Source organism: Luedemannella helvata (assembly GCF_039528415.1).
Classification (GTDB): domain Bacteria; phylum Actinomycetota; class Actinomycetes; order Mycobacteriales; family Micromonosporaceae; genus Luedemannella; species Luedemannella helvata.
In genome coordinates this window covers 389,118-412,238 of sequence record NZ_BAAALS010000001.1, presented here as the reverse complement: position 1 = coordinate 412,238, position 23,121 = coordinate 389,118, and the positions used below count along the sequence as shown (strand labels likewise).

General features: G+C 71.6%; 19 protein-coding genes. 9 read left to right on the top strand and 10 right to left on the bottom strand.

The genetic code is table 11. The annotated features are described in order from the left end of the window. Positions 1 to 18: 18 nt before the first annotated feature. The 3 genes from rarD to ABD191_RS01900 all read right to left on the bottom strand — a co-directional run bounded on the left by rarD (position 19) and on the right by ABD191_RS01900 (position 1,924). Positions 19 to 945: an EamA family transporter RarD gene (rarD, locus tag ABD191_RS01910; protein WP_344076014.1), complete on the bottom strand. Its 927-nt coding sequence runs from the start codon at positions 943 to 945 to the stop codon at positions 19 to 21. A 26-nt stretch (positions 946 to 971) separates the two neighbouring features. Then, positions 972 to 1,454 carry a GNAT family N-acetyltransferase gene (locus ABD191_RS01905; RefSeq protein ID WP_344076012.1) on the bottom strand — a complete coding sequence of 161 codons (483 nt, stop codon included), beginning with the start codon at positions 1,452 to 1,454 and terminating at the stop codon, positions 972 to 974. A 92-nt stretch (positions 1,455 to 1,546) separates the two neighbouring features. Beyond that, positions 1,547 to 1,924 carry a phage holin family protein gene (locus ABD191_RS01900; protein WP_344076009.1) on the bottom strand — a complete coding sequence of 126 codons (378 nt, stop codon included), beginning with the start codon at positions 1,922 to 1,924 and terminating at the stop codon, positions 1,547 to 1,549. A 95-nt stretch (positions 1,925 to 2,019) separates the two neighbouring features. On the opposite strand from ABD191_RS01900, the gene eccB reads away from it, so the two are divergent. Next, entirely contained in the window at positions 2,020 to 3,390 is a 1,371-nt protein-coding gene (gene eccB, locus ABD191_RS01895) for a type VII secretion protein EccB (protein ID WP_344076006.1), read from the top strand. 1 nt (position 3,391) lies between these two features. Here the strand turns inward: eccB and ABD191_RS01890 are convergent, their stop codons facing one another. Beyond that, entirely contained in the window at positions 3,392 to 4,099 is a 708-nt protein-coding gene (locus tag ABD191_RS01890; protein ID WP_344076004.1) for an RraA family protein, read from the bottom strand. Positions 4,100 to 4,253: 154 nt separating this feature from the next. On the opposite strand from ABD191_RS01890, the gene ABD191_RS01885 reads away from it, so the two are divergent. From ABD191_RS01885 to ABD191_RS01860, 5 genes are all read left to right on the top strand, one after another. Then, entirely contained in the window at positions 4,254 to 4,571 is a 318-nt protein-coding gene (locus ABD191_RS01885; RefSeq protein WP_344076002.1) for a WXG100 family type VII secretion target, read from the top strand. Between the two features lie 13 nt (positions 4,572 to 4,584). Beyond that, complete coding sequence (locus ABD191_RS01880) at positions 4,585 to 4,878, top strand: WXG100 family type VII secretion target (protein ID WP_344076000.1); 294 nt, start codon at positions 4,585 to 4,587, stop codon at positions 4,876 to 4,878. Between the two features lie 187 nt (positions 4,879 to 5,065). Next, complete coding sequence (locus ABD191_RS01870) at positions 5,066 to 8,635, top strand: SseB family protein (protein WP_425560627.1); 3,570 nt, start codon at positions 5,066 to 5,068, stop codon at positions 8,633 to 8,635. Next, positions 8,632 to 9,000 carry a hypothetical protein gene (locus ABD191_RS01865; RefSeq protein WP_344075998.1) on the top strand — a complete coding sequence of 123 codons (369 nt, stop codon included), beginning with the start codon at positions 8,632 to 8,634 and terminating at the stop codon, positions 8,998 to 9,000. Before ABD191_RS01870 ends, ABD191_RS01865 begins: the two co-directional genes overlap by 4 nt. Positions 9,001 to 9,040: 40 nt before the next feature. After that, on the top strand, positions 9,041 to 11,005 hold the full coding sequence (locus ABD191_RS01860) for a stealth family protein (RefSeq protein ID WP_344075996.1): 1,965 nt from the start codon (positions 9,041 to 9,043) through the stop codon (positions 11,003 to 11,005). Between the two features lie 78 nt (positions 11,006 to 11,083). Here ABD191_RS01860 and ABD191_RS01855 read toward each other — a convergent pair whose 3' ends face one another. The 3 genes from ABD191_RS01855 to acs all read right to left on the bottom strand — a co-directional run bounded on the left by ABD191_RS01855 (position 11,084) and on the right by acs (position 16,660). Then, positions 11,084 to 12,010 (bottom strand): alpha/beta fold hydrolase, encoded by a 927-nt coding sequence (locus ABD191_RS01855; RefSeq protein ID WP_344075994.1) that lies wholly within the window; start codon positions 12,008 to 12,010, stop codon positions 11,084 to 11,086. A gap of 70 nt (positions 12,011 to 12,080) precedes the next feature. Continuing rightward, on the bottom strand, positions 12,081 to 14,393 hold the full coding sequence (locus ABD191_RS01850) for an immune inhibitor A domain-containing protein (protein WP_344075992.1): 2,313 nt from the start codon (positions 14,391 to 14,393) through the stop codon (positions 12,081 to 12,083). A gap of 314 nt (positions 14,394 to 14,707) precedes the next feature. Next, positions 14,708 to 16,660, bottom strand: coding sequence for an acetate--CoA ligase (gene acs / locus ABD191_RS01845; RefSeq protein ID WP_344075990.1), 1,953 nt, complete (start codon positions 16,658 to 16,660; stop codon positions 14,708 to 14,710). Between the two features lie 183 nt (positions 16,661 to 16,843). Here acs and ABD191_RS01840 point away from each other — a divergent pair, with 183 nt between their 5' ends. Then, positions 16,844 to 17,584 carry a Fic family protein gene (locus tag ABD191_RS01840; protein WP_344075988.1) on the top strand — a complete coding sequence of 247 codons (741 nt, stop codon included), beginning with the start codon at positions 16,844 to 16,846 and terminating at the stop codon, positions 17,582 to 17,584. 1 nt (position 17,585) lies between these two features. On the opposite strand, the gene ABD191_RS01835 is transcribed toward ABD191_RS01840, so the two are convergent. The 3 genes from ABD191_RS01835 to ABD191_RS01825 all read right to left on the bottom strand — a co-directional run bounded on the left by ABD191_RS01835 (position 17,586) and on the right by ABD191_RS01825 (position 20,186). Continuing rightward, the gene (locus ABD191_RS01835) at positions 17,586 to 18,158 is read right to left on the bottom strand and encodes a hypothetical protein (protein WP_344075986.1); all 573 of its coding nucleotides are present in this window, start codon (positions 18,156 to 18,158) and stop codon (positions 17,586 to 17,588) included. Between the two features lie 377 nt (positions 18,159 to 18,535). Further along, the gene (locus tag ABD191_RS01830; protein WP_344075984.1) at positions 18,536 to 19,348 is read right to left on the bottom strand and encodes an HAD family hydrolase; all 813 of its coding nucleotides are present in this window, start codon (positions 19,346 to 19,348) and stop codon (positions 18,536 to 18,538) included. Positions 19,349 to 19,805: 457 nt separating this feature from the next. Continuing rightward, positions 19,806 to 20,186 (bottom strand): hypothetical protein, encoded by a 381-nt coding sequence (locus ABD191_RS01825; RefSeq protein WP_344075982.1) that lies wholly within the window; start codon positions 20,184 to 20,186, stop codon positions 19,806 to 19,808. Between the two features lie 273 nt (positions 20,187 to 20,459). On the opposite strand from ABD191_RS01825, the gene ABD191_RS01820 reads away from it, so the two are divergent. Together ABD191_RS01820 and ABD191_RS01815 are read left to right on the top strand one after the other, a co-directional pair. Continuing rightward, entirely contained in the window at positions 20,460 to 21,497 is a 1,038-nt protein-coding gene (locus tag ABD191_RS01820; protein WP_344075980.1) for a LacI family DNA-binding transcriptional regulator, read from the top strand. A gap of 172 nt (positions 21,498 to 21,669) precedes the next feature. Further along, entirely contained in the window at positions 21,670 to 23,076 is a 1,407-nt protein-coding gene (locus tag ABD191_RS01815; protein ID WP_344075978.1) for an extracellular catalytic domain type 1 short-chain-length polyhydroxyalkanoate depolymerase, read from the top strand. The last annotated feature ends 45 nt before the right edge of the window (positions 23,077 to 23,121 follow it).

Genomic DNA, 23,121 nt, shown 5'->3' with positions numbered 1-23,121 from the left:
TTGTTTACGGAGTTAACCCTAGGCAGCAGGGGCCTTCAACGGAACGGCTGACGGGCGATTTGATCTCGTCCGGGCATGCATGTAACGGATGCCATCCCAGGTAAACACGATGAGTGCGAGCCAGACGAGGGCGAAGCCGGCCAAACGCGCTGGTGGCATGGGTTCCTTAAAGATCAGGACTCCGATGCCGAATTGCAGGATCGGGGCGAGGTACTGAAGTAGTCCGATAGTCGACAGTGTGATGCGGTTCGCTGCCGCGGCGAACATCAACAGTGGTATCGCGGTGATCGCACCGGCAAGGACCATAAGTGTCGTGTGTCCCACGGACACGTGCCCGAACGTCGACTCCCCGTTGGCCATGAGCACCGCCACGTAGACCAGGGCCGGCGGGGCCAGCACCGCCGACTCGAGCAGGAGTCCATCCGTGGCGGGGACGGCGAGGTGCTTCTTCACCAGTCCGTACAGCGCGAAGCTGGCCGTGAGCGTGAGGGCGATGTACGGCACGTGCCCGTAGTCGAGCGTCAGCACGATGACCGCGACCAGCCCGATGCTCAGCGCCGCCCACTGCGCCCGGCGCAGGCGCTCCTTCAGGACGGCCACGCCGAGCGCGACCGTGACCAGCGGGGTGATGAAGTAGCCCAGCGACGTCTCGACGACGCGGTCGGCGTTCACGCCGTAGATGTAGACGCCCCAGTTGACCCCGATGAGCGCCCCCGCCGCGAGGGCCAGGCCGAACCGGCGGCGGTCGTGGCGCAGCCGCCACACCGACGGCCACCCTCTCGCCACCGAGACGACGGCGACCATGAACAGGAAGGACCAGAGCACCCGCTGCGCGAGGATCTCCGCCGGCCCGGACGGGCGCAGGTACTTGAAGTAGAAGGGGAAGAAACCCCAACTCAGGTACGCCGCCACGGCGAACACATAACCCCTGCGCTCCTGACTCATGGCGCAACTGTAAGGAGCAAAGGGCGCTATTGCTCCTGCGTATCCGCCTGCCTGGCTATGGCCTCCATCACCGTCAGGTCCCGGATGTCGATCTCCATCCATCGCTCCGGCGTGGCGACCGGTGAGTACCCGACCCGCGCGTACACCTCGTGCGCGTCGGCGGTGGCCAGCAGCAGCCGGCGCACCCCGGTCGCCAGGATGCGGTCCCGGATCACGGTGACGAGCCAGGTGCCCAGCCCGTGGCCGCGCGCCCCGCGATCGATGTAGACGTCACACAGGTACGCGAACGTGGCCAGGTCGGTGATCACGCGCGCGAACCCGACCAGTTCGCCGGTCTCCGGCGCGTACACACCGAATGTCAACGACCCCTCGATCGAGCGTTCCACCGTTTCCAGCGGCCGGCCCAGGGCCCAGTACGCGTCCGTCGACAGCCACTGGTGGACCAGCTTCACGTCGAGCCGGGCCGGGTCGGTGTCGATCTCGTAACCGTCGTCGCGTTTCGTCAGCACGGTTCGACCCTAGTCGCCGGGCTCCGCCCGTACGCCCACAAAAACGCGCGGGCCCGCCGGCGAACGACGGGCCCGCACCACAGTCGACGTCGTCAGTCGTCGTCGTCGCGGAGGACGAGGCCCACGATGAACGACACCACGCCGACGAACAGGGCGCCGAGCACGGCGTGCCAGAAGTTGTCGACATGGAAGGGGATGTCGAGCTGGCCGGCGATCCAGCTGGTGAGCAGGAACAGCAGGCCGTTGACGATCAGCGAGATGAGGCCGAGCGTGAGGACGTAGAAGGCGCAGCCGACGAACTTGATGATCGGCTTCAGGATCGCGTTGACCACGCCGAAGATCAGGGCCACCAGCACGACCGTGCCGATCGTGCCGGCGGTCGTCTCGGCGGTCACGTCGATGCCGGGAATGATGAGCGTGGACAGCCATACGGCGAGCGCCGACACGGCCAACCGGATGAGGAGCGACATGGTCGCGATGGTCCCACGACGCCGGTGACCCGCGCATCCCTTGGTTTTCCCTGAGTCTCGGTATGGTGGTCGACGTCGATGGACGGGGAGGCACGGTGGCGTCGCGGAGCGACCAGCTGCACTCGCACCAGTTCGCCCTGCAGCGGGTGGTGGGCGCGCTGGCCATGCGCGACCCCGACCCGGTCGCGTCACCCCTGCGGCGCATGGGCGGGGCGCTGATCGGGGGCATCCTGGTCGCGGCGGTGGCGCTCGCGGCGGTCGGCGTCTACGGCCTGCTGCGGCCCGGCGGCAACGACGCCTGGCGCGACGGCGACGCGGTCATCGTGGACGAGAAGACCGGCGCGCGCTACGTCTACCGCGACGGCCTGCTGCACCCCGTGCTCAACCAGGCGTCCGCCCTGCTGCTGGCGGGCTCGCCGCGCACCGTGGTGGTCGCCGGCGCCTCGCTGCGCGACGTGCCGCGCGGCGCTCCGCTGGGCATCCCCGGCGCGCCCGACCCGCTGCCGGCCGCGGACGCGCTGGTCACGGACGGCTGGCTGCTCTGCTCGCGGACCGTGGGCGGCCGGCCCGAGTCCGTGCTCGATCTCGGCGCGGGGCCGGCCGCCACCAGCCCGCTGGGCCCGGACGAGGGACTGCTCGTGTCGGCCGGCGACGAGCAGTACCTGATCTGGCAGCGCCATCGCCACGCGATCCGGGACAAGGGCGTGCTCGGCGCGCTGTGGGCGGGCGAGCCCGTGGTGCCCGTGGCGCCCGCGCTGATCAACGGCATCCCGCCTGGGCCCGACCTGGCCAGCCTCACCGTGCCCGACGCCGGGCACCCGGCCGCGTTCGGGCGGGCGCTCGTGGGCCAGGTGCTCAAGTACGAAAGCCTTACCGGCAGCGTGCAGTTCCTGCTGGCGCTGGCCGACGGGCTCGCCCCGATCACCCCGGTGCAGGCCGGGTTGCTGCTCGGCAACGGGGTCAACACCAGCGGCCGGGCCACGGAGATCACCGTCGGCGAGTACGACAGGGCGCGCAAGGCCGCCCCGTTCACCCCCGGTGCCGGGCCGGACCTGCCGGCGGCCGTGCCCCGGCTGGCCCGCGTCGCCGGCGGCCTCTGCGCATCCTTTGTGGACGACCGGACGGCGCCCGAGGTCGTCGTGTGGCAGGGCCCGCCGGTCGCGCCCGGCGAGGCACGCACGGGCGGCGTCTGGCAGGGCGCGGTGGTCGCCGACGCCGTGCGGGTCGCGCCCGGGCGCGGCGCCGTGGTCGAGGCGGCGTCCGCGCCGGGCGCGGCCGGTGGGGCGCTCGCGGTCGTGACGGACCAGGGCGTGCGTTACGCCGTACCGTCGGCCGACGCGCTGGCCGCGCTGGGTTATTCGGGAGTACGCCCGACGCGCCTGCCCGCGGCGCTGGTCGCGCTCATCCCCGGTGGTCCGGCGCTGGATCCGGTCGCGGCCGCCAAGCCGGCCACCCTGGCCGACTGAGTCACTCCTCGATCGCGCCGCCCACGGCGCGCAGGTGTTCGCGGAACGTCAGGTCCGGTGCCTTCTCGCGGGCCGCGAGGTAACCCGCGAAACCCAGCTGCGCCCGCAGGCTCGTGCCGCCCGTGATGCGGTGGGCCTGGCCGCGCTCGGTGTCGCGGATGCCCTCCGCCAGGGTGAGCAGGCGCTCGGCGTCCGCGGCCGGGACGAACAGCACGCCGTCGTCGTCGCCGAGGACGAGGTCGGACGGGTCGACGGTCCAGTCGCCGACCGTGGCACGCGTGAGGGCGTCGTGCGGGCGGGGGTCGAGGCGCAGCGGACCGGTCGGCAGGGCGCCGAGGCTGAACACCGGCAGGCCGATGGCCCGGATGTCGGCCGTGTCGCGGTGCAGTCCCCAGATCACCGCGCCGCCCAGGCGGGCGGCCTGCGCCTCCAGGATCACGAGGTCGCCGACGCACGCCTCGTCCACGCGGCCGGCGTTGTCGACGACGAGGACATCGCCGGGCGCCGCGTGCTCGAACGCCTCCAGAAAGACATCGACGCTGCCCACGTGGCGGGCCGGCAGGACGCGGCCGGCGACCCGGTCGCCAGAGGAGACGGCGCGCACGGCCGTCGGGGCGCAGCGAACCGGCACGCCGGCCCGCAGGCAGGCGTCCGCAACATGGGCGGTGGTCAGAGTCGCGAACCGCTTGGTCAACGTGTCGGGGTCCATGCGTCCTGACCTTAAGCCGTGGACGCGGCTCAGCCGAGTTATCCACAGGCGCGAACTCTTCGTGGCGCGGCATCGATGGAAACCGCTACGGTCGGCAGGCAATCAGGCACCGGCCGCGACTGTCGCGGCCGGCCGAGTCAAGGGGGTGACCCGGATGGCGTCAGGCACGCAGGCCCAGGCCGCCGTCATGGAGCAGACGGCCGCGCGGTTCGATCAGGTCAACGCCAACCTGCAGAAGATGCTCAGCCGGCTCATCGGTGAGTTGGAAGGGCTGCGGTCGGGGTGGCAGGGGCGCGGTGGTCGCTCCTTCGAGCAGGTCAAGGTCAGCTGGACCGAGGATCAGAAGAGGATGCAGCGGGCGCTGGCCGACACGGCCGACGCCATCCGTCGGTCCGGGCGGTACTACACGGCCACGGACGACGCGGCCGCCGGCCGGTTCCGCGGCACCGGCGACGTCGAGATCTCGCTGTAGGGGGAGGGGACCAATGTCCGAGCGGATCGTTGTCAACTTCGCGCAGCTGCGCACGGCGAGCGACCACATCGCGACCGCCGTCAAGACCCTCACCAACGAACTCCAGGAGTTGGAACGTGCCGCCAACCCGCTCGTGCAGAGCTGGGACGGCGAGGCCAAGGAGGCCTACCAGCAGCGGCAGAACGTGTGGCGGTCGGCGGCCAACGACCTGACCACCATGCTCAGCCAGATCAAGCGCGCGGTCGACGACTCGGCCGCCGACTACGCCAACACCGAGACGCGTAACACCAATCTGTTCCGGGCATGACGTGTGCGGGCCCTGGTTACGGTGGCTGGTGTCCCCGGAAGTCGGGTCACCAGCCACCGGCATCCCGGGTATCGGCCGGGACGCCCGGTATGGTGGTGCTCGCCGACTGCGCCGGCCTACCCCGGGCCGATGTGAGCTTGTAGGTTGTGAGGTCGCAGGGTTCGCACGCGAGCGCTAGGGGGTGGCCGTGACCGAGTGGGCACCGGCCACACCGGCCGAGGAGGCGCTCCGCGACGCTCTGCAGACCTCCGACCAGGACCTTTACTTCCGCATCCTGGCTCGGGGCGACCTTATCCTGCCGGTCGCGCCGGACACGGGTGGTCGGTCCCCCGTCGGCTGGGGCACGTGGACCAACCAGAACCGTACCCACCTGTTGGCCTTCACCTCGCCCGCCGCGTTGCGCGCCTGCCTGCCCGAGCACGGCGGGTCGGTGCGCCACCTGACGTTCCTCGACCTGGCCAACCAGTGGCCCAACCACGAATGGTGGCTGGCGGTCAACCCGGGCCTGCCGATCGAGTCGTACCTGCCGTCGTGGTTCATCATGCAGCTCACGCGCGGCGACCTGCGGCTGCCCGGCCGATCGCTCGGCGCGCGCGCCCGGATGGCGCACGGCGACCTGGCCCGCGCGGCCGCCGCCCGCACCGGACACACCCCTACGACGGCGAGCGGCGTCGCGTCCGTGCCGCTGCGCACGACCGGCAACCCTCCTGCCGTGGAGCACCTGCCAGGCCGGGCCGCCCAGCCCGAGATCGTCGACGGCGAGGTTGAGGGCGAGGTGCCCGCGCGCGTGCCGTTGTCATCGCGGCTCACCCGCCGGGCCATCGGCACGCAGGGCAACCCGCCCGCGCGCCCAGGTGCGGACGCCGCGCCGGCCTCGTACGGGCCGAGCGTCCCGCCGCCGTCGCCCCTGTCGCAGCGGCCCGCCGCGCCGGCGGGGCGCCAGGTGGTTCAGCCCCCCACCGGGTACGCCGCCGCGCCGCCCGGCCAGCGCGAGTCGACGCCGGTTGGGCGCGGTGATTCCGCGCCGCTCGGTCGCGGTGCGGCCGTGCCGCCGGGGACGCACGCCGGCACGGCTGGAACTCACCCTGCCGCCGCCGGGTCGCCCGCCGCCTACGCGGCCCCGCCGAACCGCCAGGTGCCGCCGCCCCGGCCGGGCTCGCCCGCTGACGTCCCGCCCGCCGGTGGCCGGAGCACGTCGGCGCCCGGGGCCAACCCGCCCGGCAGGGCCCCCGGGCCGGGGCCGCATGGCGGCGCTGGCGGTCCGGCGATGGCCGGCGGAGCCGGGCCCGCTCCCCGAGGTTCCGTGTCCATGCCGGCCGCGCCGCCGCAGGAGACACCCGGCCCCGAGCCCGCCCTGCCGCCGATGAGCGACCGTCCCCTCGAGGAGTGGGATCCGTCGCCCGAGCGGCGCCTCGTACTGCCCAGCCGCAGCGCCATGGCCGCCCGCCGCGCCGCGGCCACGGGCCGCCCACCCGCCCCGCCGCCGGCCCCCGCCACCGCCCCGGACGCGGCGGGAGCGCCGCCTGCCGCGCCGAACGTCGCGGGAGGACCGCCTGCCCACGCGAACGCTGCCGGAGCGCCGCCTGCCGCGCCGCCGGGGACGCGCGCCCCGGCCACCGCGCCAGAGGCCGTGCGCCCGCCGAGCATCGCGCGTCCGGCGGCGCCGGTCGACCCGGCGACGCAGACCAACCCGGCCGGTCCTGCCGAGCGGACCGTCGGGTTCTTCGCCGCGCCCGCGCGCCCGGCGGCCCCGCCGAGCCCATCATGGACACAGCAGTCGAGCCCGGCCGGGTTCTCCGCGTTCGAGCCGTCGCGCCCGGCGCCGCCCGTGGAGCCGTCCGACGACGAGCAGGTGTACCCGGCGTGGCGCACCCGCGATGCCGAGTCCCGTGCGGCTGAGTCCCGTGCGGCTGAGTCCCGTGCGCCCGCGCCGTCGCACGCGGTCGTCGAACCCGCGCCAGCCGACGCCACGCCAGCCCGGACCCCCTCCGCCGGGAACGCGCCTGCCGAGACGGCCTTGATGATCGACGCCGAGGTGATCGACATCGAGGCGCCGCAGTCCGCGGCGTCCCCGCAGTCGGCGCCGCCGCGAGCCGCGTCAGCGTCGGCCGCTTCCCCGCCAGCCGCTTCCCCGCCAGGCGCGTTCACGCCGGCCGAGGCGCCGCAGTCGCCGCGGGAGCCGTGGGCCGAGACGGTCGTCGGCCCGCGCCCGGAGACCCAGCGCCGCGCCGCGGAGATGCTCGCGGCCTGGCGTAATGAGTCCCCCGGCGGCTGGGCCGCCGACGCCACGGCCGACCCGGTCCCCGCCGAGCCCGCCGAGACCGAGATGTCGCACGCCGAGCCCGGCCCGGCCGCCGTGGCGGAGCGGTCCTACCTCGACACGGCCAGGACGGACGCGACCATCGCCGCGTGGCTCGCCGCCGAGCCCACCCCGTCCCACGTCGCCCCGGACGCGACCCGGACGCCCGCCCCGCCCGCGGAGGCGGCGCCCCCCGAGGCCGTCCCCGCCCCCGCGCAACCGGCCGTCCCCGCCCCCGCGCGACTGGCCGACCCCGGCCACACGCAACTGGCCGTCCCCGCCCCCGCGCGACTGGCCGACCCCGGCCACACGCAACTGGCCGACCCCGGCCACGGGCGGCCCGACGAGACCGCCCCCGCGCGACCGGACGAGGCCGGCCACGCGTCGACAGCGGCCAGCACCGCGTTGACGTCCGCCGGCACCGCAGCCGGTGGGTCGCGGGAACGCGGCGGGCACGTGTCGGCCGCGGACAACTGGGCAGCGGGGTTCACACCGGCCAACCAGACGGAGTCCGCGCTGCTGCTGGCGGCGGAGGAGAACAACACCGACCAGTTCCTGTCCACGCTGCTGCTGGCGCGCGTCGTCGTGCCGGTGCCCGTGGGTACGTCGCCGCACATGCTGCCGGCCGACCCGGCGTTCCCGTGGCAGTTGGAGGAGCTCGACGGCGAGACGTTCATCTCCGTGTTCACCTCGCCGGAGCGGCTGACCGAGCACATGCGCGGCCGGCTGGGTGCCGAGACCGCGTCGCTGAGCTTCCGGTTCGTGCAACTCATCGGGGCGTGGCCCGACGCGGAGATCGCGTTCGCGGTCAACCCGGGCACGCCCGTCGGGGCGACCCTGCCGGGCAGTCAGATCGTCGCCCTCGCCTCGTGGGCGACCGACGTGGGCCTGCGCGCGGAACCGGCCGGCGAGGTCGTCCTCGCCAACCCGGCGCCGGCCGGGCCGGCCAGCGCGTCCATCATGGGCCCGACGCAGCGCGACCGCCTCACGGTGATGCAGAAGCCGATCCCGGCCAGTCAGGTGCCCATCTACCTGGAGCGCGGGTACGACCGTGTGCACGGGTTCGTCAACCGGCTCACCGAGGTCGACCACCTGACCACCCCGCGCCAGCTCTACACCACGCTGGGTCTCGGCTACCCGGGATCGGAGATCCGCCCGGACGACCGGGAGGTGTACGTCCTGCGCTGGGTGGCGCACCGGGGTGACCTGTACCGCATCCCGTACGGCGGCCCGCACGAGGCAGCCATGCGCGCCATGCAGGGCTGGGTCATTGAGCGGCCGCCGTTCCGGGGCAACGGGTTCGCGCCCGGCGACGGCGAGGTCATCGCCGAGTTCAAGGTCGACAGCGTCCGGCTGCCGCATGGCGCGACGCTGTGGCGGCTGGACACCGACGGTGCCTCGACCCTGGTCGCGACCTTCGACGCGGACGGGCCGCGGTGGCGGCGGGCGGGTGAATGACCGTGCGTGACGGCTACGTGGCCACGTGGCAGGGCAAGGAGTACGAGGTCAGCCCGGACGGCGACGAGATGCGCCTGTACGCGACCGAGCCGGAGAAGGGCTTCGCCCCCGTGCGCGTCGGACGGTACCTGCGCATCGTCCTCGCCAAGGACGTCACCGACTTCGCGTACGTGCGTACCACGTGCCGCTGGCGGGGCGAGCCGTTCATCGTGCTCGCCGAGCAGGAGGGCTGGCTGCGGGTGGAGTACACCGGTGGCAAGTACCCGGTGGCCCAGGCGCTCGGCCTGGAGGAGTTCGACTTCGGCGTCTACCAGGGGTGGGCGCCGGCCAGCGAGGTTACCGACGTGCGCGAGCAGCGCGTGTGACGGTGCGTGTCCGCGCTCCGGCGCGGTCGTTGAAACCAGCGTGCCGTGGGGGATTCTGTCCGAACTTGCCCTTTTCGTCTTCCGGCTGCTGCCACGCCGCCCGCGGCGCTGGCTGCGCGAGCAGTTCTCCCGCCAGCGGCAGCAGTGGATCGTCCGTCAGGTCTTCCGACAGCGACGCGCCCGCCGCTCGCCGGTCGGCGCGACGCGGCGGTGCTGGGAGGGCGGCCTTCCGGTCTCGGCCCGGGTGGTCACGGACGTGTCCCCGATCGAGCTGCGCCGCCGCACGTTCGACGAGGTCACGGCCGTCCTCGACGCGGCCGGGGTGACCTGGTTCGGCGTGCCGAACGACGACCTGCGCAGCGTGGTCGCCGTGCGCAGCCCGCAACCGCTGAAACTGCTGCGCGTGCTCGGCGAGGCGCCGGAGCTCGCGGGCGCCACCGTCGAGGCGATCCACCCGCCGCGCCGGTCGAGGCGCCGCTTCGGCCGCCTGCGTGCCCGTCCCGACCGGCCTGCCGGCCGGGACGCGGGCGCCGCCCTGGCCGCCGCCGTGGGGCCCGAGCCGATGGCCGCCCCGCGGGGGCGGTCGGCGGGCCCGTTGGCGGCCGTCCTCAGCTACCTGGGCTTCGGGCGCGCGGCCGGCCGGATCATCGGCGCGCGGGTGTACTTCCCGGCCACCGACCCGACCGGTTCGTGGCTGCTCGGCGCCGCGTACGCCTGCGAGATCGAGTTCTGGGGCCGCGACGAGACGCGGCTGCTCGCGCCCCGGCCCAACCCGATGGGCACCACGCTGCCGATCACCGACCAGACCGTGGTGGCACCCGAGTGGGTTCTCAACGGTCACGTGCCGACGTCGCCGCAGGCGCCGAAGGTACGCACCCGCGCCGCGCTGGCCCGCATCCCGGTCGACCGGATCACCTTCCCGATCGACGCCGTCTACACCTGGGTCGACGGCGCGGATCCGGACTGGCAGGAGCGCAAGGCGGTCGCCCTGGCCGGCCTGAGCAGCGGCCTGCTGCACTCGTCGGCGGCGGGGGAGTCGCGCTTCACCGACCACGGCGAGCTGCGCTACTCGCTGCGCTCGCTGAGCTACTTCGCGCCGTGGCTGCGCCGCATCTACCTCGTCACGGACGGCCAGCTGCCGGAGTGGCTGGACCAATCGCATCCCGCCATCACCGTCGTCGGTCACCGTGAGATCTTCGGGAGTACGGGCATCCTGCCCACGTTCAACTCCCACGCGATCGAAGCGCGCCTGCACCGCATCGCCGGGCTGGCCGAGCACGTCATCTACCTCAACGACGACATGTTCCTGGGCCGCCACGTCGCGCCGACCACGTTCTTCCACGCCAACGGGGTGGCGAAGTTCTTCCCCGGCGCCGGGCACGTGGGGCTCGGGCCGGCCAGCGCGCAGGACCCGCCCGCCGACGCGGCCGGCAAGAACAACGCGGAGGTCATCGCGCAGCGCTTCGGCCGTACGGTCAGCGGCCGGCTGCGCCGCGTGCCGTACCCGCTGCAGCGCAGCGTGCTGGAGGAGATCGAGGCGCTCGTGCCCGACCCGGTGCGGGCCACGGCCGCGCACCCGTTCCGCCACCCGCAGGACCTGGCCATCCCGTCCGCGTTGCAGCACTACTGGGCGTTCCTCAACGGCCGGGCCGTGCCGGGCCAGATCGCCGACGGGTACGCCGACATCGCCGACCCGTACACGCCCGTGCTGCTGGCCCGCTGGTTGCGCCGGCGGGACCGGGACGTGTTCTGCCTGGACGACACGGGCGCGGACCCGTCGGGCATCGTCCAGCAGGAGCAGATGCTGGCCGACTTCCTGGAGGCGTACTTCCCCTTCCCGGCCCCGTTCGAGCGCCTGCCCGACGGCCCTGAGCGCCGCACCCGCCCGGAGGTGGAACCGGCCGGGCCGTCCCCGATCCCCGGCACCCGCCGCGCGGTCGTCTACGACCGCCCACCCCGCCTCGACCGCCCGGAGCCCCAGCCGGCCGACGACACCCTTTTCTAGGCTCCGGGTTATGGATCCTTTGGCCGGTATAACGACCCGTTGAATCCATAACCCCGCCGGGGGAATGGCGGGTGGCCGTCAGGGTTCGCGGGCCCAGCGGATGATCTCCTTGCTCACCTCGGCGGGGGCCTCCTGGTGGAGGAAGTGGCCGACGCCGTCGAGCAGGCGCCACTCGTACGGCTCGGTGACGTAGCGGCCCGAGCCGGCCGCCGTCGCGGGGAGGGTGGCGCCGTCGATGCTGCCGTGCAACTGGAGCGTGGGGGCCACGATCGGCAGGCGTAGCTGCCGGCGGAAGCGGTGCCCGTGCAGGCGCAGGACGCTGCGGAACGCCCAGCGGTAGGCCTCCAGGGCGCAGAACGCCGCCTGCGGGATGCGCATGGCCGTGCGGCAGGCGCGGTCGTACTCGGTGAACGCCTCCGTCCGCAGCCACGCGGGACCGCTCCACCGGCGCAGGTACTCGGTCACCGCCTGCGCGTCGTGGCGGGTGAGCGCGTGCTCGTACCGGGGGATCTGAAACTTGAGGGCGGGCAGCGCGGCGGTGAACTGACCTCGGACGTCCGTGAGGAGCGCGGCGCGCACGCGCAGCGGGTGCGGCGCCGACAGCACGACGAGGCGGCGGACGGACTTGTGATGGAACGCGGCCGTGGTCCAGGCGAGCAGGCCGCCGAAGCCGGCGCCGACGAGGACGGCGTCGCGCTCGCCCAGCGCCCGGATGAGGCCGGTGACGTCGCCGGCCAGCGTATACCCGTCGTACCCGCGCGGTGGTTTGTCGGAGGCGCCGTAGCCGCGCAGGTCGAGGGCGACCGCGCGGTAGCCGGCGTCCGCCACGGCGGTGAGCTGGTGGTGCCACGCCCACCAGAACTCCGGGAACCCGTGCAGGAACAGCACGAGCGGGCCCTCGCCGACCTCGGCGACGTGGAAGCGGCTGCCATTGGCGTTGATGAAGCGGTGTTGCCAGGGGCCGTCGATGAGCACGCTCGACTCGTCCACCTGGTCGGGTTCCATGACGCTCAGCGTAAAGGTGAACGTGGCCGGCCATGCGGACGCATGGCCGGCCACGATGAGTGCGGTACTCCTAGCTGAACGTGACCTTCACCGTCATCAGGTTGATCAGGCCGTCGACATCGGTCGTGACCTTGATCTTGACCCCCTGTCCGGCCACCTTCACCGAGCTCAGCGGGTTCGCCGCCGACCAGTACCGGTTCGGGTCGCTGTCGTCGAAGGTCGGGATCGCCGGCTGCGGCGGCACGGTGACCGCGGTGCCGTTGCGGTGGAACGTCACCTTGTCGGTCTTGTGCAGGCCGAACGTGGCGTCCCACGGCTGGCGGCGGTTGCCGAGCTTCACGCCGTCCGGGAAGGTGACCGGCGCGGGCCGTGCGTCGACCGGCAGGACGAGACCGCCACCCGGATGCAGGATCGTGTTGTTGTCCTCGAAGCTGTAGTCGACGTACCAGACGAGCAGGCCGTTCTGGTACGGGAACCGCTCCACGAAGTCCGGCTTGGTGTTCAGCCAGCCGAAGTTGTACGGGCCCGTCTTCAGCGTCTGGTCGTAACCGACGTACTGCCGGTTCTCCGCGATGTAGAAGTTGGGCACGTCCGTCTGGACCGTGTAGCCCGGCATCTGGGTGAAGCCGGACGCGGTCCACAGGGCCGACGCGTCATCCGGGTCGGTCGTCGTGGTGCCGTTGATCGTGATGGCGGTCTGGTCCAGGAACGGCCCGGCGAAATGCACGCCGCCGTCGGTCGCGTACCGGTACCGGAAGGTGATGGTCTGCCCGGCGTACGCCGACAGGTCGTAGGTCAGGTCGACCCAGTCGGTCGTCCCGTCCGCGTCCGGGTCGGACTGCCCGTCAACCGGCTCGCCCAGCTGGGTCCATGTGCTCGACCCGGCGGTCTGGACCTCGGCGTACAGGAAGTCGTACCCGGCCTCGATCTCGTACCACGCCTTGCTGGTCAGCGACGCGGTGCCGCCGGCCGGGATCGTGATCTGGCGGCTCAGCGTGTTGTTGAGCCCGTCGGCGCTGCCGCCCCACCATTCCAGCTCGCCGGCGTACGGCTCGTTGTAGGTGGTGGTGATCTCCTTGCCCGGCAGGTTGACGACGACGGCCTGCGGTAGGACGCCGGAGGTGTCGCCGGCCGCGCCGAGCGTGACCGTCTTGCCCTTGCCGTAGTCGACCGTCTTGAAGTCGAGCCAGCCCAGGAACAGCTTCTCCCAGGGACCCATGTAGCCCGGCGTGGAGCCGATGTCCTGCTTGCCCTTGTTCAGCCACGAGCCCGCCGACATGAGGGTCCAGAAGCCGGTGCCGTTGTCGCCGCCCGCGGTGTCATACAGGTCGGGCAGGCCCAGGTCGTGGCCGTACTCGTGGGTGAAGACGCCGAGGCCGCCGTTCTCCGGCTCGGTGGTGTAGTCACCGATCCAGATGCCCGAGTTGCCGATCGGCACGCCGCCCAGCAGGTTGCCCGCCGGACCCTGGGAGCCGTAGCCGTCCGGGTAGGTGTACCAGCGGTGGGACCAGATCGCGTCCTCGCCCTGCGCACCGCCCCCGGCCTCCTCGCCCTCCCCGGCGTGGATCGCCTGGAAGTGGTCGATGTAGCCGTCCGGCTCGTTGAAGTTGCCGTCACCGTCGAAGTCGTAACGGTCCCAGATGTCGAACTGCTTGAGGTACGTGGCGATCTCGGCGTTGGACTTGCCGGCCGCGATCTGCGCGTCGTACCACGCCTTCGCGGTGTCGGCGACGAAGGGCCAGTACCCGGCGGCGTCGCTGGGCAGCTCGTTGCTGCCGTACGTCGCCTCGTTGTAGGGCACCTTCACCCAGTCGCTGACGTCGCCGCCGACCGTGTAACGACCGCTCGACTGCTTGAGGTAGAAGTCGTACATCGACTCCTTCTTCTTGCTGAAGAGCAGGTCCTTGTAATAAGCCTGGCTGAAGTCGGAGGTCCAGATGGTCGTGTTGTCGTCCGTGGCCGAGCCGTCGTAGACGCGGTCCGGTTGGGGGATCTGGTTGTGCAGCGGGCCGGGGTCACCGCCCGAGACCGGCTTGGTCTGGTTGCCGAACTCGACGAGGATCGTGAAGATCGGGTCGGTCTTGGGCTTGCGCTTCCACTCGACCCACTTGTTGCCGGCAAGCCGGATGACCTCGGAGCCGTGGCGCTCGATGGGCGTCGCCTTACCGGAGACCAGTTGGGCGACAGCCTCCTTACGCATCGCCTCCGCGCGCTCCTGAAGCGGGCTGGACAGGTTGTCCGCCCGGTTCTTGATCGCGTTCTCGGTCGGCGCGATCCTTCCCGGGCCGGCCTGCGGCGCCGCGGTCGCGGAGCCGGTGCTCAGGCTGGACACCAGAACGCCGGCGGTCAAGCCGGCGAGTACGGCGGTCGTACGCCTCTTCAAGGGTCCTCCCTTTTCCCTTGTGGCTGCCGCCGGGGCACGGCCGCACGCGGGCGGGATCTGCCGCATGTGATGTCGCATGTGGACGGTCCCCGGCGCTGGGCGGTGGCCGATCGGCGGACCGCCCATGGTGCTTCCGACACACTGGCAGACCTGAACGACCTATGTCACTGCCATGAGGAGAAATTTTTCTATGTGCTTGCCGACTGAGCGCCCCCGTAACGTGGGAAAAGTCGGGAATATAGGTTTCCCACAACAGCACTAAGGCCGGAAATGCTGCGTAAGCATCTCCGGCCCTAGTGAGGTAAGGAGGGGGTCTACTCCTCCGACGCGGCGGGCTTCTGCAGACCCGCGGAGATCAGATCCATGACCGACGAGTCCTGCAGCGTCGTCACGTCGCCGAGCGAGCGGTTCTCCGCCACGTCACGCAACAGCCGCCGCATGATCTTGCCCGAGCGGGTCTTCGGCAGCTCCGGCACCAGCATGATCTGCCGGGGCTTCGCGATCGGCCCGAGCGTCTTGGCGACGTGGTTGCGCAGGTCGCCCACCAGCTCCTCGCTGGCGTCCGCGGTGCCGCGCAGGATCACGAACGCGACGATCGCCTGGCCGGTCGTCGGGTCGGTGGCGCCCACCACCGCCGCCTCGGCGACCTTCGGGTGCGACACCAGCGCCGACTCCACCTCGGTCGTCGAGATGTTGTGGCCGCTGACCAGCATCACGTCGTCGACCCGGCCCAGCAGCCACAGGTCGCCGTCCTCGTCGCGCTTGGCGCCGTCGCCCGCGAAGTACATCCCGTCGAAGCGCGACCAGTACGTGTCGAGGAACCGCTGGTCATCGCCCCACACCGTGCGCAGCATGGACGGCCACGGCTCGCGGAGCACCAGGTACCCGCCGCCGCCCGGCGGCACGCTGGTCGCGGTGTCGTCGACCACGTCCGCGCTGATGCCCGGCAGCGGGCGCATCGCGGAGCCCGGCTTCGCCTCGGTCACGCCCGGCAGCGGGGAGATCATGATCGCGCCGGTCTCGGTCTGCCACCACGTGTCCACGACCGGGCACTCGCCGCGGCCGATCTGCTCCCGGTACCAGATCCACGCCTCCGGGTTGATCGGCTCGCCCACCGAGCCCAGCAGCCGCAGCGACGACAGGTCGAACTGGGCCGGAATGTCGTCGCCCCACTTCATCATCGTGCGGATCAGCGTCGGCGCCGTGTACAGGATCGTCACGCCGTACTTCTCGACGATCTCCCACAGGCGACCCTTGTGCGGGGTGTCCGGCGTGCCCTCGTACATGATCTGGGTCGCGCCGTTGGACAGCGGGCCGTAGACGATGTAGCTGTGCCCGGTCACCCAGCCGATGTCGGCCGTGCACCAGTACACGTCCGTGTCCGGCTTGAGGTCGAACACGGCGTGGTGCGTGTACGACGTCTGGGTCAGGTAGCCGCCCGTGGTGTGCAGGATGCCCTTCGGCTTCGCGGTCGTACCGGACGTGTAGAGGATGAACAGCGGGTGCTCGGCGTCGAACGCCTGCGCCTCGTGCTCGGCCGACGCGGCGTCCACCACGTCGTGCCACCACACGTCCTTGTCACCCCAGGCGACCTCCTCGCCCGTACGCCGCACCACGAGCACCTTCTCGATGCTCGGGCAGCGGGCCACCGCCTCGTCCACGGTGGGCTTGAGGGCGGACGGCTTGCCCCGCCGGTACCCGCCGTCCGCGGTGATGACCAGCTTCGCGTCCGCGTCCTGGATGCGGCCCGACAGCGCGTCGGCCGAGAAGCCGCCGAACACGACGCTGTGCGTGGCGCCCACCCGGGCACACGCCAGCATCGCCACGGCCGCCTCCGGGATCATCGGCATGTAGATGGCGACCCGGTCACCCGCCCCGACACCCAGCTCCGTGAGCGCGTTGGCCGCCTTGCACACGTCGCGGTGCAGGTCGGCGTACGTGATCGTGCGGGTGTCGCCCGGCTCGCCCTCCCAGTGGATGGCCACCTTGTCCCCGTTGCCGGCCAGCACGTGCCGGTCGAGGCAGTTGTAGGCGATGTTGAGCTGCCCGCCCACGAACCACTTGGCGAACGGCGGGTTCGACCAGTCCAGCACCTGGTCCCACGGCTTGTGCCAGTGCAGGCGCTCGGCCTGCCTGGCCCAGAACGCGAGCCGGTCGGCGTCCGCCTCCTCGTACGCCTCGGCGGTCACGTTGGCCTGCGCGGCCAGCTCGGCCGGGGGCGCGAACCGCCGGTTCTCCTGGAGGAGGTTCGCCAGGGTCTCGTTCACCTGACCACCTCACTTCGTACGCTCATGCCGCCGCTCCTTCGCGGGTATGTATACGGGACGTCGTCAGAGCCAGGCGCGGCCCTGTGATTCGCAGGCTAGTACTCCGCGCAATTACGCCGCGACCTGCGGCCGAACCCGGGTGCGCTGAGTTGTCGGCTGGCTGCGCCGATAGGCTGGCTTCCCGTGACAAGCCCGCTGGCGCCCCTGCTCGACCTGCCCGACGTCGCCGAGGCCGGTGAACGGGCGCGCGAGGCCGTCGACGCCGCGCTGCGCCACCGCGCGCTGCGCCGGCAGGGCGGACCACTCGCGGCCGAGGTCGGCCTGCGGTCCGCGTGGGCCAGCGCCGCGTTGGAGGACCACGAGTACGGGCTGGAAGCGCTGCGGTCGGGCACGGTCACCGACCCGGTCGCGCAGGGGGCGCTGCGGCTGTCCGCGGCCCTGGACGGGCTGGCGCCCCGGTGGACGCAGGCGCCCCGCCAGGTGTTGGCGCGGTTGCACGTACTCGCCGCCTCGGGGTCGACCGACGCGGACCTGTTGGGGCGCCCGGACCTGGACGCCGACGGCATGGGCCGACTCGACACCCTCCTGGCTCTGCTTACCTCTAGTAAGCGGGGCGCGCCCGCGTGGCTGACGGCGGCCGTCGTGCACGGGGAACTGCTCGCCCTGCGACCCTTTCCGGGGCCGAACGGGCTGGTCGCGCGTGCCGCCGCGCGACTGACCATGATCTCCGGCGGGCTGGACCCGCGCGGCCTGCTCGCCCCCGAGGTGGGCCACCTGGAGCGCCAGCCGGAGTACGTCGGCTGCGCGAACTCTTTCGCCACCGGTACGCCCGACGGGGTGCGCGCCTGGCTGAAGCACTGCGCGGCCGCCACCGAGCTGGCGGCGGCCGCGCTCACCGAGATCGGTGACCAGTTGCTGAGCTGACCTACTGGTGCTGGATCGGGCTCTGCGGCGACCAGGCCTGCGGCTGCTGCGGCGGGTAGCCCGGCTGGCCGCCCTGCGGCTGACCGCCGTAGGGCGCGGCGCTCGGGGCCTGGCCGCCGTAAGGTCCGGCGCTCGGGGCCTGGCCCGCGTAGGGCGCGGCGCCCGGGGCCTGGGTGCCGTAGGGCGAGCCGGGCGCGCCATAGGGCGGCGGAGCCGAAGCCGCGTGGTGCGGGGCGGCGCTTTGCGCCGGTCCCTCCTTGGCGCGCTTGATCATGGCGATGATGCCCTTGCCGGCCAGGATGAACGGCAGCACGGCGATGTAGAGATTGACGATGATCCTGCCGCCGAACAGCCAGACGTAGCCGGCCCAGGCCGCGACGCCGATGCCAGCGACGGCGCTGAAGATGCGCCAGCCGATCTTGTTGCCGGGTAGGAAGCTCGTGATGAAGAGAAGAATTCCGCCGATCATGTAGATCGGCAGGATGACGTTCATGGCCTCTTCGCTGAGCTCGATGGCATGGTTCACGATGTGCTCCGGGGTGGTGGTATTGACAAACCGGAACACGATAGCCACGCGGGCCGGTGGCCCGCTGCCCCGTTCGTGGGCTGAGCTGGGAACGCGGTGACGGCGCCCCGCTGCGGAGGCGCCGCCAAAGCATGGTCCGTCGGGTTACCAGGCGTGCACCTCATCTTCGTTATCGGCGGGCCCGGTGAAGAGCGTCGCCGTAACGTGCCTACCCGCGGCTGGTCGCGCGTGGGTACCCGACGGCCATGCACGGAACGCTATGCGATGAGTTTTGACCTTCGGCTCGTCGCGGGCTCCGTACCACCTTTTCTACGCCCCCTCGGCGGCACGCGCCACCGCTGTGCCCGAAGTTGTGACAGCCCTTCACACTGTTCCGCACGTGGTTACCGGCGGGTGTGATCGGCGGGTGTTTTCGCTGGTAGTGGTCAGTTTCCGGTCGCCGTGAGCGCCGCGCGGGTGCGGCGGTGGCGGCCGTAGATGGCCAACCCGATCGCGACCCCCACGCCCACGGCGGCGGCCGCCGCGGCGACCGGCACGGCGGGCCGCTCACGCAGTCGGCGGGCCAGCGGGATCGGGTGCCGGAACTCCAGGATCGGCCAGTTCTTCTCCAGCGCGACGCGGCGCAGCGCGCGGTCGGGGTTGACCGCGCTCGGGTTGCCCACGCACTCCAGCAGGGGAACGTCGGAGATCGAGTCCGAGTACGCGTAACTGGCGGAGAGATCGTAGCCCCGGTCGGCGGCGAGCTTGCGGGCCGCGTCCGCCTTCGTCGGGCCGGCCGCGTAGTAGGCCACCTCGCCCGTGTACCGGCCGTCCGCCACGACCATGCGGGTCGCGATGACGTCCGTTATGCCAAGTTTCTCCACGATCGGGCGAACCATCTCCTCGCCCGACGTTGACACCACGATCACGTCGCGACCCGCCGACTGGTGGGTGGCGATGAGCGCGGCCGCCTCGGCATAGACGTACGGGTGAATGAGCTCTTCCAGCGCCTCGTGGACGATCTGGTTGACCTGGTCCACCCGCCAGCCCTTGCACAGTTCGGCGAGGTAGTCGCGGATGCGCGCCATCTGGCTCTCGTCGGCGCCGCCGACCCGGAACAGCAGCTGGGCGTACGCCGCCTTGACCATGTCCCGACGCGAAATCAGGCCGTCCCGGTAGAACGGGCGGCCGAACGCGAGAGCGCTCGACTTGGCCAGGATCGTCTTGTCCAAGTCGAAGAAGGCGGCACTACGGACCACGGCGGGCAAGTCTAGCCGCCACCCGCATATTGTGAAACGTCTTTCGGTCCGGCTCCTGTCCCGCGCGCTCGAAACGATCCGGATGGTGAAACATCGCCGTATACCCCTCAAAGGGTCTACGGGAGGAGGGGCCTCGACGCGCCGCCCTGTTTCGGGCATGCTTGTGTTTGCGACACCGATTCAGTTTCTGCAGCATCGTGTCGCAGGCTATCCCTTTCGCGTGGTTACGTGCGCACATCGCCCGCAACCGCGCGCCCAGATTGTCGGTGGCCGCACCCCCCGTGGCCACTGAGTGAGTCCGGCTCGACCCCCCCGGAGCCGAACTCATCCGACGACCCCCGTCACCCCCCGGACGGGGGTCGTCCCTTCTACCAGTCGCGCCTTCGCTCAGCTCAGGCCAGCTCGGCGTCGCATCCTTCAGGTCCGTGTCCGCCTCGACAGGCCTCGCGTCAGCCCGTCAAGCCTTGTCCAGGCCCATCCTGGTCCAGCGCTGGACTGCCAGCGCCCAGGAGGCTTTCTGGAACATGGCCGCCTTTCGGACAGCTTCCTCCCAGGTGAAAGCCTTGGCGCTGTGCCTGCTTTCACGCCCGTCGTGCGATGAGATCTCCAGACAGTATTCCGAGCCTCGTCCGATTTGCCCGGTCACCGTGTCGACCACTCGGGCGGCGGGCCTGAGGGTGACGCAGACGCGGTCGGCCGGAGGTTCCGGTTTGGCCGTTATCGCTGGCGAGCCGTCGAGTGGGCACAGATCCGCGCCGCCGGGCAGCTCGACTTCTTCCGGCAGAACAATCGTCCAGTGGTGGCCCAGTTCGCAGGTGAGTTCCCACCATACGTTCATGTGTTCCTTTTACGCGCAACCTTCGGACGCCAAGGTGCGCACTTTAGCGGTCACGCGCACACGGTGAAGCCGCCCGCGTGCGCACCTTGCCGGTCTGTGGCCCGTGCCCGCCCGCGCGCCGGGTGCCTACCAAGATTGGGTCTGCATCGCGAGCCATGAAACGGCGAGCGGTGGAAAGCGCGCGGTGAGCGGCACGACACCGGGCGCTATACCGGTACAAGAGGGATCTTTTGCCTGATGCGTTGCGACGGACGGGTTCCTAGACTGCCTGGCATGGTCGGGGTATCGGACGTTGAGAAGCGGGGGCGGCGCCGAGGTGAGCTGACGGTCGCGGCCGTGGCTCGGATGGCGGGTGTCTCCGCGCCCACGGTGTCCAAAGTGCTCAACGGGCGGGCCGGCGTCGCGCCGCAGACCCGCCAGCGGGTCGAGGAGGTGCTACGCGAGCACGGCTACCGGCGCCCGGACGCGGTCAGTTCCGTCGCCATGCTGGAAGTCGTCTTCCACGCTCTGGAGAACCAGATCGCCATCGAGATCATGCGGGGCGTCGAGCGGGTGGCCCGCGAACACGAGCTGGCTGTCGGGTTCAGCGAGATGCGCGGGCGCGAGTTCGCGGGGCGTACGTGGCTGGAGCAGGTGCTCGCCCGCCGGCCCGCGGGGATCATCGCCGTGTTCGCGGAGAGCACCCCGGAGCAGTACGCGAAGCTCGCCGCCTCCGCGATCCCCGTGGTGGCGCTGGACCCGACCGGGGAGCCGCTGCACACGACGCCGTCCGTCGGGGCCACGAACTGGAGCGGCGGCGTGGCCGCCACCCGCCACCTGATCGAACTCGGCCACACCCGGATCGCGACGATCACCGGGCCGCTGGACTACCTGTGCGCCCGGGCGCGGCTGGACGGGTTCCGCGCCGCGATGGACGCGGCGAACCTGTCGATCGGGGCGGACATGCTGCGTACGGGGCAGTTCGACGTGACGACCGGGCTGGTGGAGGGGCGGGCGCTGCTCGGCCTGCGCAACCGGCCGACGGCCGTGGTGTGCGGCAACGACCTGCAGGCCCTGGGCGTGTACGAGGCCGCCCGGCAGGCGGGCCTGAGCATCCCGCACGACCTCAGCGTCGTGGGTTTCGACGATCTCGCGTACGCCCGGTGGTGCGGTCCCACGTTGACGACCGTGCGACAGCCGTTCGAGGACATGGGCGAGACCGCCGCGCGGGTGGTGTTGGGGTTGGCGGCCGGCGACTGCCCGGCGAACCCGCGGGTGGAACTGGCCACGTCCCTCATCGCCCGGGAGAGCACGGCCGCGCCCCCGGCGTGACCGTTTGAAAGTTCACATCGGCGGGCGGCGGCTTATCCGCTGGTCGCGGCCGAAGTATCGCAAGTTAGGCCGTACTCACGTGGTTTGTTGTTCCGGCGGCTCCTAGCGTCTTCCTTCGAAAGATATCGGTCGATATTCCGAAATCGTTCGGCGACCCCCCGGAGGAAAAGGCATGAGAGTCAGGATCAGGGCGCTCGCCGTGACGGCCGCGGCGACCCTCGCGGTCGCGGCCGGCGTCGCGGTCGCGCAGCAGCCGGCCTCGGCAGCCACGCTGCAGCAGATCACGAACTTCGGCAACAACCCCACCAACCTCGGTTTCCACCTGTACGTGCCGGACCGCGTCACCGCGCGGCCCGCCATCCTCGTGGCCGTGCACTACTGCACCGGCAGCGGGCCGGCGTTCTACTCCGGCTCGCAGTTCGCGTCGCTCGCCGACCAGTACGGGTTCATCGTTATCTATCCGTCCGCGACGCGCAGCGGCCAGTGCTTCGACGTGTCCTCGCCGGGCGCCCTGTCGCGCAACAACACCAGCGACCCCGCCGGTATCAAGTCGATGATCGACTGGACGGTGTCCCGCTACAGCGCCGACACCAGCCGCATCTACGTCACCGGCGCCAGCTCCGGCGCGATGATGACGAACGTCCTGCTCGGCGTCTACCCGGACGTGTTCAAGGCGGGCGCGGCGTTCTCGGGCGTCCCGTTCGGGTGCTTCGCCACCACGGACGGTTCGATGTGGAACAGCCAGTGCTCGTCCGGCCAGCGCATCATGACCGCGCAGCAGTGGGGTGACCTGGTGCGCAACGCGTACCCGGGCTACACGGGCCCGCGCCCGCGCATGCAGCTGTGGCACGGCGTGCTCGACACGACGCTGCACTACAACAACTTCGGCGAAGAGATCAAGCAGTGGACGAACGTCCTCGGCGTGAGCGGCACCCCCGTGCGCACGGACACCCCGCAGACCAACTGGACCCGCACCCGGTACGGCAACACGAGTGACCAGGCGCCCGTCGAGGCCATCAGCATCGCGGGCGTCGGGCACAGCCTGCCGATGTCCGGCCAGGCCGCCATGGCGATCCACTTCTTCGGCCTGGACGGCACGACCCCGGTCACGAGCGCCCCGGTGACCACCCGTGGCCCGGTCACCAGCGCCCCCGTCACGACCGGCGGCCCGGTCACCAGCGCGCCCGTCACCACGCGCGGTCCGGTGACCAGCGCCCCCGTCACGAGTGCGCCCGTCACGAGCGCTCCGGTCACCACCGGTGGCGGCGGCTCGTGCCAGGTCACGTACACGGTCAACGCCTGGAACACCGGCCTGACCGCGAACCTGTCCGTCACCAGCGCCACCGCCGTCAACGGCTGGAACGTGGCGTTCACGCTGCCCAGCGGCCAGACCATCACCCAGGCCTGGAACGCGACCATCTCGCCGACGTCCGGCGCGGTGACCGCCCGCAACGTCAGCTACAACGCGACCATCCCGGCCGGCGGCTCGCAGAGCTTCGGCTTCAACGCCAACCACACCGGCAACGCCGGCAAGCCGACCTCGTTCACCCTGAACGGCGCCGCCTGCACGGTGGTGTAACCCGCACGCAAGGCCAATACCCCACGTCTCGTACGCCCGTACGAG

Excerpts from the sequence above, each read along its gene's own strand:
- rarD (WP_344076014.1), bottom strand. The coding sequence starts at position 945 with ATGAGTCAGGAGCGCAGGGGTTATGTGTTCGCCGTGGCGGCGTACCTG.
- ABD191_RS01885 (WP_344076002.1), top strand. The coding sequence starts at position 4,254 with ATGGCGTCAGGCACGCAGGCCCAGGCCGCCGTCATGGAGCAGACGGCC.
- ABD191_RS01825 (WP_344075982.1), bottom strand. The coding sequence starts at position 20,186 with ATGAACGTATGGTGGGAACTCACCTGCGAACTGGGCCACCACTGGACG.
- ABD191_RS01815 (WP_344075978.1), top strand. The coding sequence starts at position 21,670 with ATGAGAGTCAGGATCAGGGCGCTCGCCGTGACGGCCGCGGCGACCCTC.
- ABD191_RS01880 (WP_344076000.1), top strand. The coding sequence starts at position 4,585 with ATGTCCGAGCGGATCGTTGTCAACTTCGCGCAGCTGCGCACGGCGAGC.
- ABD191_RS01820 (WP_344075980.1), top strand. The coding sequence starts at position 20,460 with ATGGTCGGGGTATCGGACGTTGAGAAGCGGGGGCGGCGCCGAGGTGAG.
- ABD191_RS01855 (WP_344075994.1), bottom strand. The coding sequence starts at position 12,010 with ATGGAACCCGACCAGGTGGACGAGTCGAGCGTGCTCATCGACGGCCCC.
- ABD191_RS01865 (WP_344075998.1), top strand. The coding sequence starts at position 8,632 with ATGACCGTGCGTGACGGCTACGTGGCCACGTGGCAGGGCAAGGAGTAC.
- ABD191_RS01890 (WP_344076004.1), bottom strand. The coding sequence starts at position 4,099 with ATGGACCCCGACACGTTGACCAAGCGGTTCGCGACTCTGACCACCGCC.
- ABD191_RS01900 (WP_344076009.1), bottom strand. The coding sequence starts at position 1,924 with ATGTCGCTCCTCATCCGGTTGGCCGTGTCGGCGCTCGCCGTATGGCTG.